At 49.4% G+C, this 17910-nt stretch carries 17 protein-coding genes; 7 read left to right on the top strand and 10 right to left on the bottom strand.

Annotation, left to right across the window (positions count from 1 at the left end; genetic code table 11):
* The first annotated feature begins 63 nt into the window (after positions 1 to 63).
* Both QLG08_RS06625 and QLG08_RS06620 read left to right on the top strand, forming a co-directional pair.
* A complete protein-coding gene (locus QLG08_RS06625; RefSeq protein ID WP_013027800.1) occupies positions 64 to 957 on the top strand; it encodes a LysR family transcriptional regulator in 894 nt (297 codons plus the stop codon).
* A gap of 530 nt (positions 958 to 1487) precedes the next feature.
* Positions 1488 to 2762, top strand: coding sequence for a Glu/Leu/Phe/Val dehydrogenase (locus tag QLG08_RS06620; RefSeq protein ID WP_013027799.1), 1275 nt, complete (start codon positions 1488 to 1490; stop codon positions 2760 to 2762).
* A gap of 55 nt (positions 2763 to 2817) precedes the next feature.
* On the opposite strand, the gene QLG08_RS06615 is transcribed toward QLG08_RS06620, so the two are convergent.
* A complete protein-coding gene (locus QLG08_RS06615; RefSeq protein WP_014333058.1) occupies positions 2818 to 4749 on the bottom strand; it encodes a methyl-accepting chemotaxis protein in 1932 nt (643 codons plus the stop codon).
* Between the two features lie 159 nt (positions 4750 to 4908).
* Between QLG08_RS06615 and QLG08_RS06610 the strand changes: the two genes are divergently transcribed.
* Positions 4909 to 5247, top strand: coding sequence for a cupin domain-containing protein (locus QLG08_RS06610; RefSeq protein WP_019105854.1), 339 nt, complete (start codon positions 4909 to 4911; stop codon positions 5245 to 5247).
* Between the two features lie 333 nt (positions 5248 to 5580).
* On the opposite strand, the gene QLG08_RS06605 is transcribed toward QLG08_RS06610, so the two are convergent.
* From QLG08_RS06605 to fhuE, 4 genes are all read right to left on the bottom strand, one after another.
* Complete coding sequence (locus QLG08_RS06605; RefSeq protein WP_014333057.1) at positions 5581 to 5907, bottom strand: YebG family protein; 327 nt, start codon at positions 5905 to 5907, stop codon at positions 5581 to 5583.
* Positions 5908 to 6043: 136 nt separating this feature from the next.
* The gene (locus QLG08_RS06600; RefSeq protein ID WP_013027795.1) at positions 6044 to 6838 is read right to left on the bottom strand and encodes an SIR2 family protein; all 795 of its coding nucleotides are present in this window, start codon (positions 6836 to 6838) and stop codon (positions 6044 to 6046) included.
* Positions 6835 to 7395, bottom strand: a complete 561-nt coding sequence (locus QLG08_RS06595) for a non-canonical purine NTP pyrophosphatase (RefSeq protein WP_013027794.1) — start codon at positions 7393 to 7395, stop codon at positions 6835 to 6837. Before QLG08_RS06595 ends, QLG08_RS06600 begins: the two co-directional genes overlap by 4 nt.
* 213 nt (positions 7396 to 7608) lie before the next feature.
* Positions 7609 to 9822, bottom strand: coding sequence for a ferric-rhodotorulic acid/ferric-coprogen receptor FhuE (fhuE, locus tag QLG08_RS06590; protein WP_272847714.1), 2214 nt, complete (start codon positions 9820 to 9822; stop codon positions 7609 to 7611).
* Positions 9823 to 10999: 1177 nt separating this feature from the next.
* Here fhuE and QLG08_RS06585 point away from each other — a divergent pair.
* Positions 11000 to 11395, top strand: a complete 396-nt coding sequence (locus QLG08_RS06585) for an H-NS family nucleoid-associated regulatory protein (protein WP_013028069.1) — start codon at positions 11000 to 11002, stop codon at positions 11393 to 11395.
* Positions 11396 to 11456: 61 nt separating this feature from the next.
* On the opposite strand, the gene QLG08_RS06580 is transcribed toward QLG08_RS06585, so the two are convergent.
* From QLG08_RS06580 to QLG08_RS06570, 3 genes are all read right to left on the bottom strand, one after another.
* On the bottom strand, positions 11457 to 12557 hold the full coding sequence (locus QLG08_RS06580) for a site-specific integrase (RefSeq protein WP_282472859.1): 1101 nt from the start codon (positions 12555 to 12557) through the stop codon (positions 11457 to 11459).
* A 506-nt stretch (positions 12558 to 13063) separates the two neighbouring features.
* Entirely contained in the window at positions 13064 to 13210 is a 147-nt protein-coding gene (locus tag QLG08_RS06575; protein WP_014604589.1) for a hypothetical protein, read from the bottom strand.
* A 115-nt stretch (positions 13211 to 13325) separates the two neighbouring features.
* Positions 13326 to 13619, bottom strand: a complete 294-nt coding sequence (locus tag QLG08_RS06570) for a hypothetical protein (protein ID WP_033766331.1) — start codon at positions 13617 to 13619, stop codon at positions 13326 to 13328.
* A 636-nt stretch (positions 13620 to 14255) separates the two neighbouring features.
* On the opposite strand from QLG08_RS06570, the gene QLG08_RS06565 reads away from it, so the two are divergent.
* On the top strand, positions 14256 to 14498 hold the full coding sequence (locus QLG08_RS06565; RefSeq protein WP_013028065.1) for a ParD-like family protein: 243 nt from the start codon (positions 14256 to 14258) through the stop codon (positions 14496 to 14498).
* Entirely contained in the window at positions 14498 to 15283 is a 786-nt protein-coding gene (gene map / locus QLG08_RS06560) for a type I methionyl aminopeptidase (RefSeq protein WP_013028064.1), read from the top strand. The genes QLG08_RS06565 and map overlap by 1 nt, the downstream gene beginning before the upstream one ends.
* A 98-nt stretch (positions 15284 to 15381) precedes the next feature.
* Here map and QLG08_RS06555 read toward each other — a convergent pair whose 3' ends face one another.
* Complete coding sequence (locus QLG08_RS06555) at positions 15382 to 16440, bottom strand: diguanylate cyclase (protein ID WP_028716050.1); 1059 nt, start codon at positions 16438 to 16440, stop codon at positions 15382 to 15384.
* A gap of 189 nt (positions 16441 to 16629) precedes the next feature.
* Positions 16630 to 16941, bottom strand: coding sequence for a hypothetical protein (locus tag QLG08_RS06550; RefSeq protein ID WP_014333049.1), 312 nt, complete (start codon positions 16939 to 16941; stop codon positions 16630 to 16632).
* 170 nt (positions 16942 to 17111) lie between these two features.
* Between QLG08_RS06550 and QLG08_RS06545 the strand changes: the two genes are divergently transcribed.
* Positions 17112 to 17798 carry a hypothetical protein gene (locus tag QLG08_RS06545; RefSeq protein ID WP_072404660.1) on the top strand — a complete coding sequence of 229 codons (687 nt, stop codon included), beginning with the start codon at positions 17112 to 17114 and terminating at the stop codon, positions 17796 to 17798.
* Positions 17799 to 17910: the final 112 nt, after the last annotated feature.

Here is a 17910-nt window from a genome sequence, read left to right as displayed (position 1 = left end):
TGGTGACCCTGTTTGCGGACAGAATCCAATAGCAAAACCTGTAAACTTTGAGACGTTTTTAATATGGAACTGCGCCATCTACGTTATTTCGTTGCTGTCGCTCAAACGCAGCACTTTACCCGAGCGGCCGAATTGCTTGGCATTTCGCAGCCGCCACTCAGTCAGCAAATTCAGCGACTGGAGCATGAAATCGGTACGCCGCTGTTAAAACGACTGACGCGCGGTGTGGAACTGACGGATGCAGGAAAAACATTTCTGGCGGATGCGATTGAAATCATTCAACTCGCCGATCATGCGCTGGAAAAGGCGAAAGGCGTTGCCCGGGGGATCTCTGGCAAAATGTCGCTGGGCTTTGCCAGTTCGGTGGCATTTGATCCCAACGTCTTTGAGATTATTCGGCGATTTAAAGATCGCTATCCCGCCCTGGAGCTGATGACGCGGGAAGAGAACATGTCATTGCTTATTCAGGATCTCCAGGAGGGATTGCTGGACGCGGCATTTCTTCGTCTTCCCTGCGAAAGCAGTAAATCGTTTAATTTGCGCGTCATTTCTACCGAACGGATGCTGCTGGCTTTACCTGCTGCGCATCCTCTGCAACAAAAATCCAGCATCGCGCTGAGCGAACTGGTGCAGGAAACCTTAATTATTTTTCCGCGAGACGTTTCACCCAGCCTGTATGAGCTTATTGTCAGTGCCTGTTTGCGCGCGGGTTTCTCCTCATCGTCTTTTCAGCAGGCTCCGCAAATCAGTTCTTCTCTAGGTATGGTCGGCGCAGGTTGCGGTATAGCCCTTATACCGGAATCGATGGTTTGCGTGCAGAATCCGCAGATTTGCTTCCGGGAAATCGCTAACAATACGCTTTTTACCGATGTGGCTTTTGCCTGGCGGCGGAATAATGCGTCTAAAGCGGTTAACCATCTGTTGTCGCTGATTTCAGAAGGTCAAAGCGTAAACTGATGCACTGCTGTTCGCAGCATTTTTCATCCGCTCACGGCCGTCTTCCTTATTCAGGGTAAAAATTTAGCGGTTGAGTTCCATCCCGTTTTAATAAACGCATTTTGCTGGCACGTCTTATTTTCTGCCCTGCCGTCGGTGAAAAAAGCGTGAGATATTGTCCGTTAGCCTCTTCGCATAAGTGAAAGTAACCTTCGCATTACTTATATTTATGCACCCTGGCGGTGCAACAAAGTCAATATCCTTTGAAACAATTCATTAACTTTTTGACTCCCTTCAAAGAACTGATAAATCATAAAATTTTAGGTTTATGCACTAACAATGCCTTATTTATGCACGAAACAGCCGCATCCGGGGCCGATAAGTCGAAATATTATTCACTCTTATTCACCGTTAATCGAAATAGCATGGGGATAATGACCGCCTGGTCGACATCATATTTTCTCTGGTAATGATAAATTATGTCGGCGCGCTTAAGCGCGCGTCATTCCACGGCTCAACACAATAAATAACTTCGATAAGAAAGGTTTTGTATGGATAAGTTATCTTACGCGTCTGACAGTAGTACTTCAGCCTGGTCCACCTACCTACAACAAATCGATCGCGTTGCGCCTTACCTGGGCGACCTTACGCGCTGGATTGATACTTTACGTCATCCTAAGCGTGCATTAATTGTTGATATTCCTCTGCAAATGGATGACGGCTCCATTCGTCATTTTGAGGGTTATCGTGTTCAGCACAACCTTTCACGCGGTCCGGGTAAAGGCGGGATTCGCTATCATCCCGATGTCGATTTAAATGAGGTCATGGCCCTTTCAGCCTGGATGACCATCAAGTGTGCCGCTGTCAATCTGCCCTACGGCGGGGCAAAAGGTGGGATTCGGGTCGATCCTTTTAAACTGTCTGAAGGCGAACTCGAACGTCTGACGCGCCGCTATACCAGCGAGATCGGTATCATCATTGGACCGCAAAAAGATATCCCGGCCCCCGATGTCGGCACCAATGGCAAAGTGATGGCCTGGATGATGGATACCTACTCCATGAATCTGGGCACCACAGTGACTGGTGTGGTGACAGGTAAACCTATTCACCTTGGCGGCTCCCTCGGCCGTGAAAAAGCGACCGGCCGTGGTGTGTTCGTCACTGGCCGTGAGGTTGCTGGCCGAGCCGGCATCCAGATTGAAGGCGCACGTGTCGCCGTACAGGGATTTGGTAACGTAGGCAGTGAAGCCGCCCGATTGTTTAGTCAGGCGGGCGCGCGCGTTGTGGCGATTCAGGATCACACTGCAACGCTGTTCAACGCTGACGGCATGGATATGGATGCGTTGACACAATGGCAGACTGAAAACAAGCAGATCGCAGGCTTCCCTGGTGCACAAAACATCGAGAAAGAGCGTTTCTGGCATACGGAAATGGATATTCTGATCCCTGCCGCGCTGGAAGGACAAATCACGCGGGAGCGTGCTGAGATCCTGAGCTGTAAGCTGGTGCTCGAAGGCGCTAACGGTCCGACCTATCCGGATGCTGATGATGTTCTGGCAAACCGCGGTGTGATTGTTGTACCCGACGTGATTTGTAACGCCGGAGGTGTGACAGTCAGTTACTTCGAATGGGTGCAGGATATGGCCAGCTTCTTCTGGAGCGAAGACGAAATTAATAAACGCTCAGACAAGATCATGACGGAAGCCATGGTTCACGTATGGGAAAAAGCCAAAGAGAAAGCGTGCTCGTTGCGTACCGCAGCCTATATCGTGGCCTGCGAACGTATCCTGATGGCACGTAAAGATCGCGGTATCTATCCGGGTTAATGACTGAAAACACAACCCGCACCGTGCGGGTTGTGTTTTAGCGGTTTACCGCGCGTTAGCGGAACTGCTCCACCGTTTGCGCCAACTGCTGCGCCTGATCTTCCAGCGAGCTGGCGGCCGCCGACATTTGCTGCACCAGTGCGGCGTTTTGTTGTGTCGTACCGTCCATCTCGTTAACTGCGACAGTGACCTGACCGATACCGCGCGCCTGTTCATCAGAGGCAGAGACGATTTCATCAATGATGCTCTGCACTGACGATACGGCCTGCGTCATCTCATGCATCGTTTTGCCTGCTTCGTTAACCAGTTTCACGCCGCTTTGAACCCGAACGCTCGATTCTTCAATCAGGGCAGCGATATCTTTCACCGCGCCCGCACTTCGCTGGGCAAGATTACGCACCTCAGAGGCCACGACAGCAAAGCCTCGTCCCTGCTCGCCAGCGCGCGCCGCCTCAACCGCAGCGTTAAGGGCCAGAATATTCGTCTGGAAGGCGATGCTGTTGATCATCGTAGTAATGTCACCAATTTTCTTCGAGCTGTCATCAATCTGTGACATGGTCTGCACCACCTGCCCAACCAGCGCTTCGCCCCGGCTGGCGATTGAGGTGGCATTTTCGGTCAGATTCGTGGCCTGTTGAGCATTATCGGCATTAAGGCGAACCGTTGCGCTGATTTGCTCCATGCTGGCTGCAGTCTCCTCCAGCGCAGCCGCCTGCTGTTCGGTACGCGATGCCAGATCGAGGTTACCACTGGCAATCTCGCTAGCCCCTTCTCGCACCGACGCGCTGGCATCTTTGATTTGGCCCACAATAGATTGCAGCTGGCTTTGCATGGTATGCAGCGCATAAAACAGGCTGCTGTTGTCGCCCGGTGCAACGTGAAAGCGGTTACTGAGCTTACCTTCCGCAACCGCCAGCGCTATTCTGGCTGCCTCTGCAGGCTCGCCGCCGAGCGGACGCATGACTTTGCGATTGAACAAGAGCCCCAGTACCGCGCCGACCAACAGGATGCTTACCAGCATCAGTCCGATAGCCCAGTAGAGTTGGCGATTCGCCGCAGCCATCACCTGGCTGACCGGTGCGACAATTCCAACGTACCAGGGCTTATCGCTATTGCCTACCGTGACCGGATACCAGGTATACATGGCTTTTTCGCCCAGCACCGGGTCGTCATGTTCCACAATTTGCTGGGTGAAATTGTCTTTTTCCCCCTTCCACGCTTTGCCCGCCTCATCTTTATCTGGCGAGGAAACGACTTTGCCTGTGTTAGAGAGCAACAGGGCATAACCGGTGTCCTGCCAGGGTTTTATCTGGTTAACTTTCTTTTGTAGTGAGGCAAGGGAGATATCGGAAGTCACCACGCCGTAAAGTTTACCCTGATCGATAATGGGTGAGGCTACAGAGGTCAATAACGTTGGTATACCATTGTAGGCATAACTGTAGGGCTCAATCAGCGTATCTTTTCTTGTCTGCTGGGGAACCAGATAATAATCACCCTGACCCGGCGTTAAAAAGGACAGTAACGGATGCATGGCGTAATTACCGGCCTGATCGCGGTCAACAAACCAGGCATAACGGCCCTGTGGCGGCTGTCCGCTCTGACCTGCAAATTCAGCATCACGACCATCAAACGCGTTGGGTTCAAAAATCACAGACATCGAGAGATAATCAGGATTGGCTCTGAGTGAATATTCCATGATTCTGTCAGCGACTTTACGATCGTTAATGCCCGCTTTGGGCAGAGCAATCAGACTTTGGCCTAAGCTGTGCGCCATATTAAGGGCATAACTCAGCTCTTGTTGAATTTGCAGCCCGCGACTTTGAGCGATCTGCTGCAGATAATGTTCGGCCAGCGTTTTTTGTTCTTTTGCCGACTGCCAGCTCAGAACACCAATCGTCACGGTAAACCCAAGCGTAATCGTCAGGCCGCCCGCAAGAAGCATCTGCGTGCGGGTACTCATGGTTTTTTTAATGGGTTGAGTGGTCATATTGATTCCCCTGGAATACACCGGCTAAATTAACCACCCTGTCAGATACAATCTTTCATGTCCCTGGAATAACTATCGGCGCGCCAGAATTTAACTTTAATAAGATGAATCAAAGCCAGAATCGGCTCACATTATCCGTTGCGGGCAAAAAGAGGATTTATGATTTCGAAAGACAACGCAGAACATTATGTTTGGGGAAATAACTGTGATGGTTGGCATCTGCTGAAACGCCAGGATTTAAGCATTATTCATGAACATATGCCGCCTGCGACTGCTGAAACCCGACACTTTCACGTTCAGTCTCGCCAGTTCTTTTTCGTTTTAGAGGGAGAGCTGACGATGGAAATTGAGGGCATCGTCCATCTCCTGCAGGCGCAGCAAGGCATTGAGATCTCACCGGGTGCGAAACATCAGGCACGTAACGACGGAAATGACAGTGTCACTTTTTTAGTTATTTCCCATCCGACGACCCGAGGCGATCGTACCGATCTGACCTGAACATGGCCATAATAATACGCAGGAATCCGTTACTGATCTGAATAGTATTGATATGAAACAATACATAGGCGGGGATTAAATGGCAGTCTGTGCCCTCTTCTAACCAGGCATAACTGAACCGGGAACCCATTCATGCTAAACAAATCAGGCTGGTTTCATGGTTATGTACTTTGCATGACGTGCATGGCCAGATACCTTCATCACTATGCTTTTGCCGTGACGCATTTGATTCGCTGAGAAGGATCAAAAACCCACCGCTGAGTCGGTCATTGACGGATAAAAGATGGGAAAAGAGAGTGTTTATGCTGGAAGCAGGCTTCCAGCATAAACCGGTCAGGCGGCTTTGACGGCGCGGACTTTCTTGTCACTTTGCGGCGCATGATCAGCATCCGTCGCTTCAGGGGCGCTACCGCCTGAGGTTGACTGAGGCAGTTTACTGGTGCGAAGAATGTGCTGCACGGCGTCTTTTTGTTCTGCCAGCAACAGGCCGAGTGTTTCAGCCTGAGATTCATCCATCTCCGCCTGATGAGTCAGCAACCAGTCGGTGAACGCTTCCGCCATATCCAGCATTTTGTCGTAGGCATCAGCCTCTTTTTTGTTGGCAAATGTCATCTTCTCTTCACCTTTTCTGACCACTACAAATTTTGTCTCAACAGCCATAGTTTTGCCCTCAGGTACTGTGTATTTATACAGCATACCACAGTAATCCGCATTTTCCAGAGAAGAATCACCACGCCCGATAAACCTGACATGCGGTTCAGATTTTACAACGACGTGGTCAGCCCCGCCCCACGCATCACGCCAGAAGCGCTTGCATAAAATCGGCCAGGGCTTTTCGAGGATCGTCTTCTTCAGAGACGATCATTTCAATGCCCCACTGACCCAGCACTTCTTTTGCCACCGGGTTATTGCGGTTAGTGAAAAGGTACGACTTGGGGCGCGCAGTGGCCAGGCCCGTGCGCCCCCACATTTTGGTCAGGCGATAAAACAGCAGACGAATATTAAAGTCACTGATGCTGTAGCCCACGAACAACACCGAATTCCCCATGACATCATGGGTCAGTTTGATATCCAGCGGCGAATCAAAATAGAGGCGCTCAAAGTAACTGCTTTCATCTAAAACGATGGAGGTATCATCATCAAAGTCGCCGTGCAGTTTAATGATGTGGCGCTTGTCTTCAGTTAATGACACCAGATCGGCCGCATTCGCGACTTTTGAGTAAGGCACACCGTGCGCCTCATGTGCCGCTTCCAGCCAGCGGTCATAATTGGTGGTATAGATACGCGAAAAGTTGCCCTGCGTGATCATGGTGTGAATTTCAGAGCTACGAACATCAATATCCGGCCGATGCCATTCGCGATCCATCCAGCTTCTTAACGGCCCTAGCGATCCTTTTTTTTGCTTATAGTATTCGGCCAGGGAAAGGTGCGTACCATAGGTATTAAAAATTTTGGGATCGTACCCCAGCTCGTTGGCCAGATGGGCAATGAGCTCATGCCATTCTGGCAGGCCAAGATTGCGGGACAGGCCTGCACCGGCAAAGAGTATCAGCTTACCGGAGTCATAAGCCCGCTTCAGTTCAGGTTTCATGCCACGCCTCGTGCTGTTTTTAAGAAGGACGCGAAGCGGTCCAGTGCAATGCGACGGTTTGAGATTTCATTTTTCTTGTCGCCCATCTCAGCGAAGGTTTGATCGTAGCCTTCAGGAATAAACACGCAGTCCCACTGAAAACCACGCGGGCCCGCCGGTTTTGAGGCAATAGTGCCACGTAATTCGCCGTAAAACTGATACATTTTGCGCCCGTCACAATAGCCCAGTACGGTTTTGGCCGTGACGCCCTGGCTATCGAGGCCATTAACGAGGGAGGCAAAACGATCGGCATCCAGCCGGTTCCAGAATATGCGCGTCAGCCCCGCAGGCAGGCCATTCAGCCCATCGAGATAAAGTCCGGTATGCTCAACGAAGAGAGGGCGCCCAATAATTGAGAAGGCTTTTGTGAGTTTGTCACGCACCAAATCCAGCTCATTCTCTGTTTGAATTTCTTCAATACGACGAGCGATCGGCAAGACTTCGACGCCCACTGGCTCCAGGATTTCACGCACCTCCGCCAGTTTTTGCTCATTAGCCGAAAGGAATCTGATTTTCATACTTCTTCCAGGTGAATTAGTTTGCCTCAGACAGCGCTATCATAGCGGCAGAATGGAGGATTAACGCTGGTCAGTGTAGCGCAAATCCCCGACTTTCTGGCCTGGCAATTACGTCAAAACGTGATGGATCAGCGATTTGCGTCGGGCCGAAGGGGAAAAAGCAGGGGAAGCAAGCGCCCCGGGTGAGGCGCTCACTGGTGAAAGTCCGCGTCTTCAGAAACGGTAGCTGGCAGTCACAGAGACGTTGCGGGGTTCACCGTAAACGATATCCCCCGCAACATTCGTGTCATAGGTTTTATCAAAGAGATTATTAATATTGCCCTGAACAGCAAAATTTTTCGTCACCTGGTAGCGGCTAAATAAATTGACTAACGCATAGCTGCCCTGCTCTGCACGCCACGTTCCGTTTCCTTCCGGTGCCGAATTATCGCTCCAGACGTGCGTTTGCCATTTCACTCCGCCACCCACAGTCAGATCAGGGAACATGGGTAAACGGTAGCGCGTAAAGACGTTTAACTGCGTTCGCGGTAAGTCGGGTTTTACCGCCGTGCCATCACGCTGTTCGGCAATATAACGCGTGCCTCCCAGGGTCATCTGCCAGTTATCTGTGATTGCGCCGTTAATTTCGAATTCAATTCCTCGGCTTACCGTACCATTTTTGCCTTCATACGCTGACTCGGTGGTACCCGGAATAATGCGACCGGTGGTCTGTGCCACATTATCCAGCTCAGCCCGAAAGACCGAGACTGACGTGGTCAAGCGGCTGTCGAACCAGTCAGATTTAACGCCGGCTTCGTAGTTCTTACCAATAACCGGCGCCAGATAGGCACCTGAGAGATCACGATATGACTGCGGTTGAAACACGGAAGTATAGCTGGCGTACGTTGACCAGTTCTCATCAATGTCATAAATCAGACCCGCATAAGGCGTGATGTTATTTTTTTCCATATCGTTGGTCAGCGTATTTTTGCTCCAACGGGTGTAACGTGCGCCCAGTATCAGATTTAACGGATCCGCCAGTGAAATACGGGTGGCAAGGTAGCCCGAGGTTTGTCGGGTAATATCCTGCTGGGACAAGGTGCGCGCCGCCCAATCCGTTTCCGGGAACTGGCCGTCAAAAAGGTTAAAATTCCCCAATTCTTCTGGCGAGATATTCGCAAAAGTACCGTAATAAGTGTTTTTTTGTTTGCTGTAGCTAACACCGACCATTAATTCATGGGTGCGTCCGAAGAGTTGATAAGGGCCACTGGCGAAGGTATCCACAGCATCGACTTGACGTTTGGCTGCATTATATCCCGTGCCCGCAACGACAGGATAATCCGCATAGGGAGAAACGCCTGCACCCGTATTTTTGTCAAAATAGCCGGCGATATACATCATTTTGCTGTTAAGCGTTGACCGATCATGGGTGCCGTTAAGGGTCCATTGCCATCCACTTGCAAAAGTGTGTTTGAGCCGGGCAAAAAGTTTTCTGCTCTCTTTATCGTTATAAGTCCAGTCAGGGGCGGTATTAAAGCCGCGACGAAAATGGGTTTTACTACCGTCTGTGTACCAACGCGGTAAACCGCCCCACATTGGGCTGTCAGTATTCAGCTGCTGAAATTCATAGCCTGCAGATAATGTGGTGGCGTCATTGAGATCGGCATCAATCACCCCATAAACAAATTTCTTTTCAGCACCATAACGCTCAATAAAGCTATTATTATCCTGATAACCCGCAATCACTCTGCCTCGAACATTTCCTGCAGCATTCAACGGGGACTGCACATCCATAACGTAACGCTGTTTATTCCAGCTGCCATAGCTGGCGGATATCTCGCCTTCTGGCTGATGACTGTCGGCATGTTTACGTACCATGTTAACGGCAGCGGAAGGATTACCGGCACCGTTCAATAACCCGTTTGCACCCCTGACCACTTCAATGCGTTCATATAATGCGCTATCCGTCTGTGCATCACCCAAATTCCAGCGTTCTTCGAATACAGTAGGAATACCGTCAATCAGGTAATTGTCGATTAAAAACCCGCGAGAATAATAGGTCTTACGATCCATATCCGCTGTGCTCGTCTGAATAGCCGTGGTGTTGTCGAGAACATCATTTAACGACTGTAGCTGTTGGTCTTTCATGCGCTGCGCGCTGATGATGCTTACAGACTGAGGAATATCGCGCACGGTTGAAAGTAACTTATTGCCCGCGCGGGTAACAGGTACGCTGTAGTCCGAGGAAGTATTTTCGGAAACCGGCTGTTCAGCCGCAGTAACGATAAGCGTCGGGTTGCTCGTATTCACATCCGATGGCGTCTCTGCAAACGCATTATGTGAAGATACGCCTGCCACAAGGGTTGCCAAAAGTGATAAGCGTGAGGGAACCAGAGGAAAAGTGGCCTTCACGCGATCCCTGTTCAGGAGGGGGATATTCAGAAACATTCTAACGCCTCGTTTTCTTTTTTTTAGCTGCCACTGCCCTGCATCAGTCCCAGTTAACTACCGTGCGGGCTGGCCATCAGGAATAAGGACAAAAACAATAACATGTAAAAACAAATGAGAAATATACTCATTTAGATTATCATTGCAAGTTATTGTTAACATTTATCTTTAAAAGCGTCAGAAAAGCCGATGTGTGTATTCTGTTGATAATGCAGATGTTTTAGCGCAAGTCGGGCACAGTACTTCTGAACCCGAGCGCGTGACGTAACGCTGAAATTAGCTGGCCTGGATATTTTTGAGCCATCCGTTTTACCCCTGTGTGAACAGAATTATTTCTCACACTCGCTTATGTCTTTTTTCCTTATATATAATGCGGTCATTATCTGAGACAGGTGGACTGCAGGTTTAAACAATATGGAAAAAATGGGTAAAGGCTGTTATTAACAACGGTGATGTGAACGTTATTGCCCTTATTGACGCTTCGCTTATGTTCAGATAATACAGACTTATGGCCGTTGGGTTGACAGAGAAAACGTTCCGTCTGGCATGAAGCCTGCCACAGGTTACAGGTTGCTTTATCGGGTTTGTGTAATTGCGAAATCCGGAATGCTATTTTTCTCAGATCGGGTAAAGCCGTTTCTCACCTTCGCAAAGCAGCCAACAGCTGCAACGGTCGGGTTAAGGAAGGTTTGAGGGATGTCTGGCATCAAAATCAGGATTTACACATAACAAAACGTTATCCTCAATAGCGGTTTTTTTAGTAAGGCATTTCGTCCGCTCAGACCAGCTTTTATTTAAGGGTGGCTATTATTAACTATACGTTATCATTTCTCTCTGACGAGACAAATCACATCATTCCAGGTTTGCAACGTGACGACAAATCAAGATAGCCAGGTATTAGGTTTTGATTTTCATTGATTTTTTAACTTAAAAAAGAGATTCTATAATTCATGTTGTGTAGAACCTGCTCGCCTTTCATTGGCATGAGGCGGTTTAAATATGTTTAAAACATCAATGTATTCTTAAACTTTATGCCGTTTCTCAGGTTCTGAAAGTCAGTAATAATCTTTACAGTAACAAATTTGTACATTTCGGCCTGAAGAGATATTTCCTTCTGGGAATATTTTTCGTAGAATGGCTCTGTTTAAAATATTCGCTGTAATTTAAGGATTAATCAATGGATGCGCTCAAAGCATTAAATAACCTTCGTATTTTACGCGCACAAGCCCGGGAAATTGAGCTTGATGTGTTAAATGAGATGCTCGAAAAGCTTTCTGTCGTTGTCGCTGAACGCCGTGAAGAAGAAGAAGCTGAGCAAGCCCTGCTGCGTGAAAAAGCAGACAAGCTGGCTAAATATAAAGAAATGCTGATGAATGACGGCATCGATATTTCTGAGCTGATGGATTTACCTACAGAAACTAAAACAAAAGCTAAACGTGCCCCGCGCCCGGCTAAATATCAATATACCGACGAAAACGGTGAAAAGAAATCATGGACAGGTCAGGGCCGTACACCATCGCCTATTAAAAAGGCCCTGGATGCAGGCGGTTCTCTCGATGACTTCCTGATCTGACATAATTAAGCGGTGTCGATGAGGACACCGCTTTTTTATTGGAAACAGCCTGACTGTCCCGTTAAAGGCTCATGACCATGACAGAGGAACTGTCTAATTTCAGCCTTTCACCTTCATAACGATGATGTAGAAAATGGTAACTATCACTGTTGATAATTACCTGTAATGATTCCGAATACTTTTTCAGTGCAGCGCGCATCTGCACGACATAGTCGTGCGTATCGTAAACACGATCTATCCCTTCTAATGCATGATTCATGATTTTTCTTGCCACGTCGTTGGGCGTGTCCAGTGCAGATAACTTTGAGCGTGCCGTTCGCCGCAGGTCACGTGGTGTAAAATGTTCCAGTCCCAGGCCGCGCGGTGCGCGCAACATGCGTCGCAGAGCCTGATTAAGCGCACCTTTTGACAGCGGTTGCATCACATCGCGCGGTGCCGGTACCAGCCAGGGCGAAGCAGGATCGCTGGCCTTTAACAACGACTCGATACACAGGCGCATCAGGGAAGAGACCGGCAACGTATGTTCACGTTGCGATTTGTTTCGCGTACCTTGTTTCCACAGCCCTGACTGTAAATTAAATTCTGCTTTACGAGCCTGAACGATCTCGTCTGGTCGTCGCGCGCTCACCAGGCAAAGCCGCAGTGCCCAACGGACCTGTTCAGAAAGCGCCCAGTTGTCCAGCCCATGCCAGAACACCCAAATCTCAGCATCCGACAACTGTCGACTGCGCGGTGAGGCCGCACGGCCTGCAATGTCACGTTTTTTTATTGAAGCAACAGGGGAATGCTCAAGATAACCCTGCATTTCTGCCCAGGATAAAAACTGTTTTGTCAACGCGAATACGCGCCGCGCCTCTTCCTTTTTACCCTCTGAAATCAGTATGTTATATAGTCTGTTTAGTCGTAATCGCGTCAGATTCTTCAGCGGGAGTGAGCCAATATTCGGTAAGACATGCCGGAGAAGGGAGGAAATCGCGATTTCAGGACGGCGACGCGTAACGAGTAATGACAGCTTTACCCAGACCTTAATGACCTGCTCGACCGTGCCCTCGTCACCAAAATTATCGACTTCAGACAGCGAAGCCTTTCTGATCTGCTCCAGCCATACCATAACGTGATGGCCGACATGGGGCGACCTTGTATTTATGCTGATTTCAGCCACTGCCCTTCCCAGATAATAAAGCCGTATTGCAGATTCTACCTTTCTGCCGACTGTGACTCCAGACCTGTTAAGTCTGGAGTCACAAAGACGTCGCTACGCTGATTCTGAAAAGGAATCAAGGCAAAGGGATGTAAAACGGCAATGACTGTGTTAACGCCTCGACGCTACGCAGAGAAGCTGCCCTTCCCCGTGACATTCGCCAGGAGAGACGTTTTTCTTCAAATCGGCATTGCCGTCGGGATTTTCAGAGGGGAATGAGGTGTTCACTGCCCGGCACTTAACACGCCGAAGGATGTGGGCGGGCTTTACCGGCGCTGTGCAGCAAGCGCAACATGGCGTTGCACAGTCATCGCTGACGAGACAACGGGAAACACGTTAATGACGCGGGGCGGGCGCGCTAAGCGGAGGTTTTCACCATAGCGTACATCTGCTCAGATTAAGATTGCGAGACTAAGGAGGATTCTTCGACAAATACAGCGTGCGTTTGCGTGGCAGCATCCATCTGGCTAACGGCAATACTGACCTGAAAAATGTCCTGCCTGTATTGATAAGGACAGCGAAATATTATCCATGGCATCGGCCAGCTCACCGGCCATACCGACAATTTTCAGAATACGTTTTCCGGTGCCGGTTGCCACGATGGGCTTATTCATCACATCCCTCCTGAACGAAGAGGAATACGTTATCTCCCTGCACAGATCCGCGATTGTGTTAACCTGGCAATACAATCACGTTTTTTATTGTGCGCAGAGATATCGGGATAAAACGTCAGCTTTTACTGAAGGTGTAGTTAAACACTTTGCCATTTTTTGTCTGTACCGTAAGCGTTTCACCTGCCGAGGTAGCCAGCGCTCTGGCTTTACTGTATTTCCACATCAGTAACTGTTGTCCGTTGGGATACGGGGATTCCGTATCAGGCGGGCCAAACATCGCGATCAGATCCGCTCGGGTTGTCAGGCCTGGCCTGATTTTCTGAACGGTTGCTGTATCAACATTGCGACCCACTGAGCTGGAGCATGCGGCTAGCGCAAAGATCAGGCCTGTGACGAAGAGTGCTCTCATAAGGTTAATCCCGGTGGTTAAGTGCAACGTGGACACGCGTAATCCTTTTATGATGCCGTTTTAAGGCGTAAAGCCCCGGATAAAATACCACCGCCTGCGTTAAACCTCCCGCACATTACCGCCACTCTGCACAATCCACGCCGCGTCTTGGCAACGGACATCCGCAACCGGCCTGTAACTGAAGCAGGAGCAACAATCAGACAAAAACAAATCTCTGTCTGATTGTACCCAACCCATGAATTGCAGACCTCAGCGCGATGGCCAGGACGGAACAGGCGTGATGCGTCAATATCGCAGATTTTCAACAGTAGATTATGGTTCATGATCTGCTAAGTAACATGAAAAGTTAACCTGGGTAATGCCGCATAGGTTTATGAAGTTTAACCCGGTCAGAGAATGGTGTTTGACTTTGCTGATCGGTCACATCAAAGACTAACTCTGCCCGGCACGCCAATAAAAGGCGCGGGATCAGAACAGATTAAATACGCACTCAGACTGTGCCATGAAGTTAGAAATTCATCGCGCTACTGGAAGAATGGCGCTTTAAGCATTTTATGACCGGTTAATTCAGCTTTCACTGTCACCGCAAAAAGCGTAACCTATATATAAAACGTATACATTCCATATAGGCTTCGCATGGGCATTGTTAAAATATCCGATCTGATGCATGAAAACTTACGCATCGCCAGCCAGGCGATGAGCCGCTCAATAAATGCGCAGGCTGAGCACTGGTTAAAACTGGGTATGCTGGCCGAGCTGTATCCCCAGCTGACACAACATGAGCTTGCTCAAACATTAATCCGCATCGAAATGAACGGCGGTGCCGATATTCGCCAGGTACTACATCATGCCGATTTAACCCCACAAGGAGAAGTGTAATGGGGAACGTTAAGATCCATTCTGCAGAAGAGATTGAAAAAGCCCGTGCTGCCGGGCATGCTGCCGCCCAGGTGCTGGCGATGATCACCCCTCATGTACGCCCGGGGATCACGACAGAGCAACTGGACGATATCTGTCATGATTTTATTGTCAATGAACTCAACGTTACGCCCGCCAATATCGGTTATCACGGTTACACCCGTACCACCTGTACTTCCGTTAACCATGTTGTTTGCCACGGGATCCCGGCGGCCAAAACATTAAAAGAAGGTGATATTGTGAATATTGATGTCGCCATTATTAAAGATGGCTGGTATGGCGATACCAGCCGAATGTATTTTGTGGGGACGCCATCCGTGCGTGCAAAACGGCTGGTGGATATTACCTATCAGTCCATGGTTGCAGGCATTAAAACGGTTCGCCCGGGCGCGACACTGGGCGATATTGGCGCCGCTATTCAGCGCCTTGCTGAGAGCGCGGGTTTTTCCGTGGTCAGGGAATATTGCGGTCATGGCGTCGGCGAGATTTATCATACCGAACCTCAAATTCTTCACTACGGCACGCCGGGCGAAGGAATGCCTTTACAGGCAGGCATGATTTTTACCATCGAACCCATGATCAATGCTGGAAAAGCAGGGACCAGTGTGCTTTCTGATGGCTGGACGGTGGTTACAAAAGATCGCTCGCTGTCTGCCCAGTGGGAGCATACCGTCGCCGTCACCGAGACGGGCTTTGACCTGCTCACGCCCTGGCCTGAAGGCACTGGCGACTATCCGGCTATCTGATACTTATGCCGCCTCAGAGGAGGCGGCATTGATGACGGTCTGGTGATGCACTACGGGTGGACGTTACCGAACCCCGCGATGCGTTGTTCCGCTGGGGATCAGGCCCGCCATAATTTCAGGCCATCCCGCCCTGATCGTTTCACTTCATATAACGCTTTATCAGCGCGCCGCAGCCACTCATGTATTGAGTCGGCTTTATCAGCACTGGCAATGCCAATACTGACTGAACACCTGAACGTTACAGAAGCAGGCAGGCGTAATTGCCCAATATTTCTTTGAAGCGATTCGGCCAGTCTGATGATGTCAACGTCATTCGAATCACGAATGATAACGCCAAGTTCATCTCCGCCAAAGCGTGCCGGAATGTCTTTCATACCTACGCTGTCACGTAACAGGCCGGAAATTTCAGCCAGCAAAAAATCCCCGGCTTCGTGACCGAACGTATCGTTAACGTTTTTAAAATGGTCGACATCTATCAGTATCAGATACGCTCTGGTGTCACCCCGCAAGGTGCGCAAAAGCTCGCTTTCAAGCCGGCGTTCGAACAAACGACGATTAGGGATTTCCAGACCGGGATCCATCAGCGCAATTCTCTCCAGCTCACGGTTCTTCTGACGCAGGCTCAACGTCAAATTGTGTGATACAACGCTGAGTGCCAACATATAGAATGTGGCCAGTGGAAGGGTAAGCCATGCTGTGCGCGTACTAAACTCCATCAAAACCGGCGCGCCTTCAATCGTCCATACCAGAATAAAGGCAAACAGAAATGCCTGCGTAGCAGAGAGCAACTGAGGCCAGCCTCCTGCGGCGTAACGGTCGGCCATCAAAACCGCGATGATGACAAAGGACGGCATAGGACTCACGGCCATCAGCGCAATCCAGATACCGCCAAATGCGGCATCCAGCGTTAAATTTGAACGCTCCCGCGCGGTGGAGTCCCGTGATTTTACGGCAAGGCGGTATGCCAGATAAGGCCAGATAAGAACGTTGCTAATCAGTAATACCAATATCGCTGGTTCTTTCCCCAGTTCCAGGAGAACGGATGCAATCGGCAAAAAACATAAAAGCGTGCCAAGCTGGCGCATGGCAAACATGCGACGGACAAATCGCGTGGATCGCATTTTAAGATGATGATCATCAGGTGAGTAATAGGTCATTCGCACGCGTAATTGACAATATATTTAGCGCAGTTTATCCACAAAAAACGCCCTGCGCTTTAATTTTTAAGACTTTTACCCTTTATTTGTTATTGCCGTTATGATGACTTATGCCGATGATTTGGCCGGGTCCACATGGCCCAACGATCCATGTTATATCGTCAGGCCTTAGCGCGACTGGGCGTTACTTTATCTTCTGCGGCCTTTAGCCACTGAGGCGGACCAGTTGAAATCGCCGACTTCACTGGCCGTTAGCGAAGAGGGTTTCTTTTTCCTGAGCGGTTTTTTACTTTCTTTTTCTGCTTTTAACTTTTCATTAAGAAGTTTATCGGCCATGACCTGCTGACGAGCTTCGCTGTTTAACTCTTTCTCTTTTTTTGCATCAGGTTCTTTGCCGGTGCGTTGACGGTGCTTCTGCATCAGGTTTTGAAGAACTTCATTAACGGCGAGTCGCTCTTCATCACTGAACTGATCGATGGAAATCATTTTCTTGTCATTCATAATCGCTTTCCTCGTGGTGAGTTCATAAGCAGTGTACATCATGCCGTGCTCGCAAAGCGCATTACCTGCGAGTTAAGTGGCTCAGTCTGACAAGGTTAATCACGTTAAGCAGGTATCATTTCCCTTCAGGCAGACTAAAATAAGCGGAAATTTCAACGAGAATCGACGTCATGAAAATTCCCCTGCACAACGACCACAAACCTTTTATCACTGCCCTGCTGGATGAAACGGTAGAGGCGATTGAAATGCACTCACCTCAGGCTGAACATATCGAACGCGCCTTTACCGTCGCCCTCCAGCAACAGAACCGCGAAGCAGAGGCGGACTGGAAGCGCACGATAACCTTTTTGGCGCTATTCGTTTTTCTGTATGCCGCACTGGGTGCCTCATTAACGCTGGACCTGAGCCCGGCTGGCGCAAGCCACAAAAGCATTGAGTATGCTCTGGAGGCTGTTCCGGTACTGATTGCCTTTTCAGGCTTTTTTATCTCCGTACTGTATCTGTTTATTGTTCGCGCCGGTTCACGCCAACGCCGTAACTGGCAAAAAACGATTTTGATTCTGGAAAAATACACCCTCGGGAACCTGTTTAAGCTGACGCACCAACAAGGCGCCGGCACAAGCAACTATTCACTCTCATCGATTATGCTTGCCCTTTCCCTGTTCATTTGCCTGACCTGGTTGATTATCTATAACTATCTGACCTTCACCACCAGCGGCGTATTCGGTAGCGTGATTTCGTTATTTATTAGCACGATGGTTTACGTCATTCTGGATATTCAACTCCTCAAGCCCTGGCTGTCCGTTGCTGAAGCGGAGCCGTCAGGCACTGAGGATGAGAAGAAAGCGGATAAATAATGCCTGCCCGCCCGGCCTGGACCGGGCTTTTCGTGATTTTCTTGCCCAGACAAAGACGACGTCGATCTAACCGAACGGTGTTAAGAAAATCATTTAAAGTATGTTGTAACTA

Origin of the sequence: Pantoea sp. V106_11, assembly GCF_029967885.1 — a bacterium.
Taxonomy (GTDB): Bacteria; Pseudomonadota; Gammaproteobacteria; order Enterobacterales; family Enterobacteriaceae; genus Pantoea; species Pantoea ananatis.
This window is presented reverse-complemented; position numbering and strand designations above follow the sequence as displayed.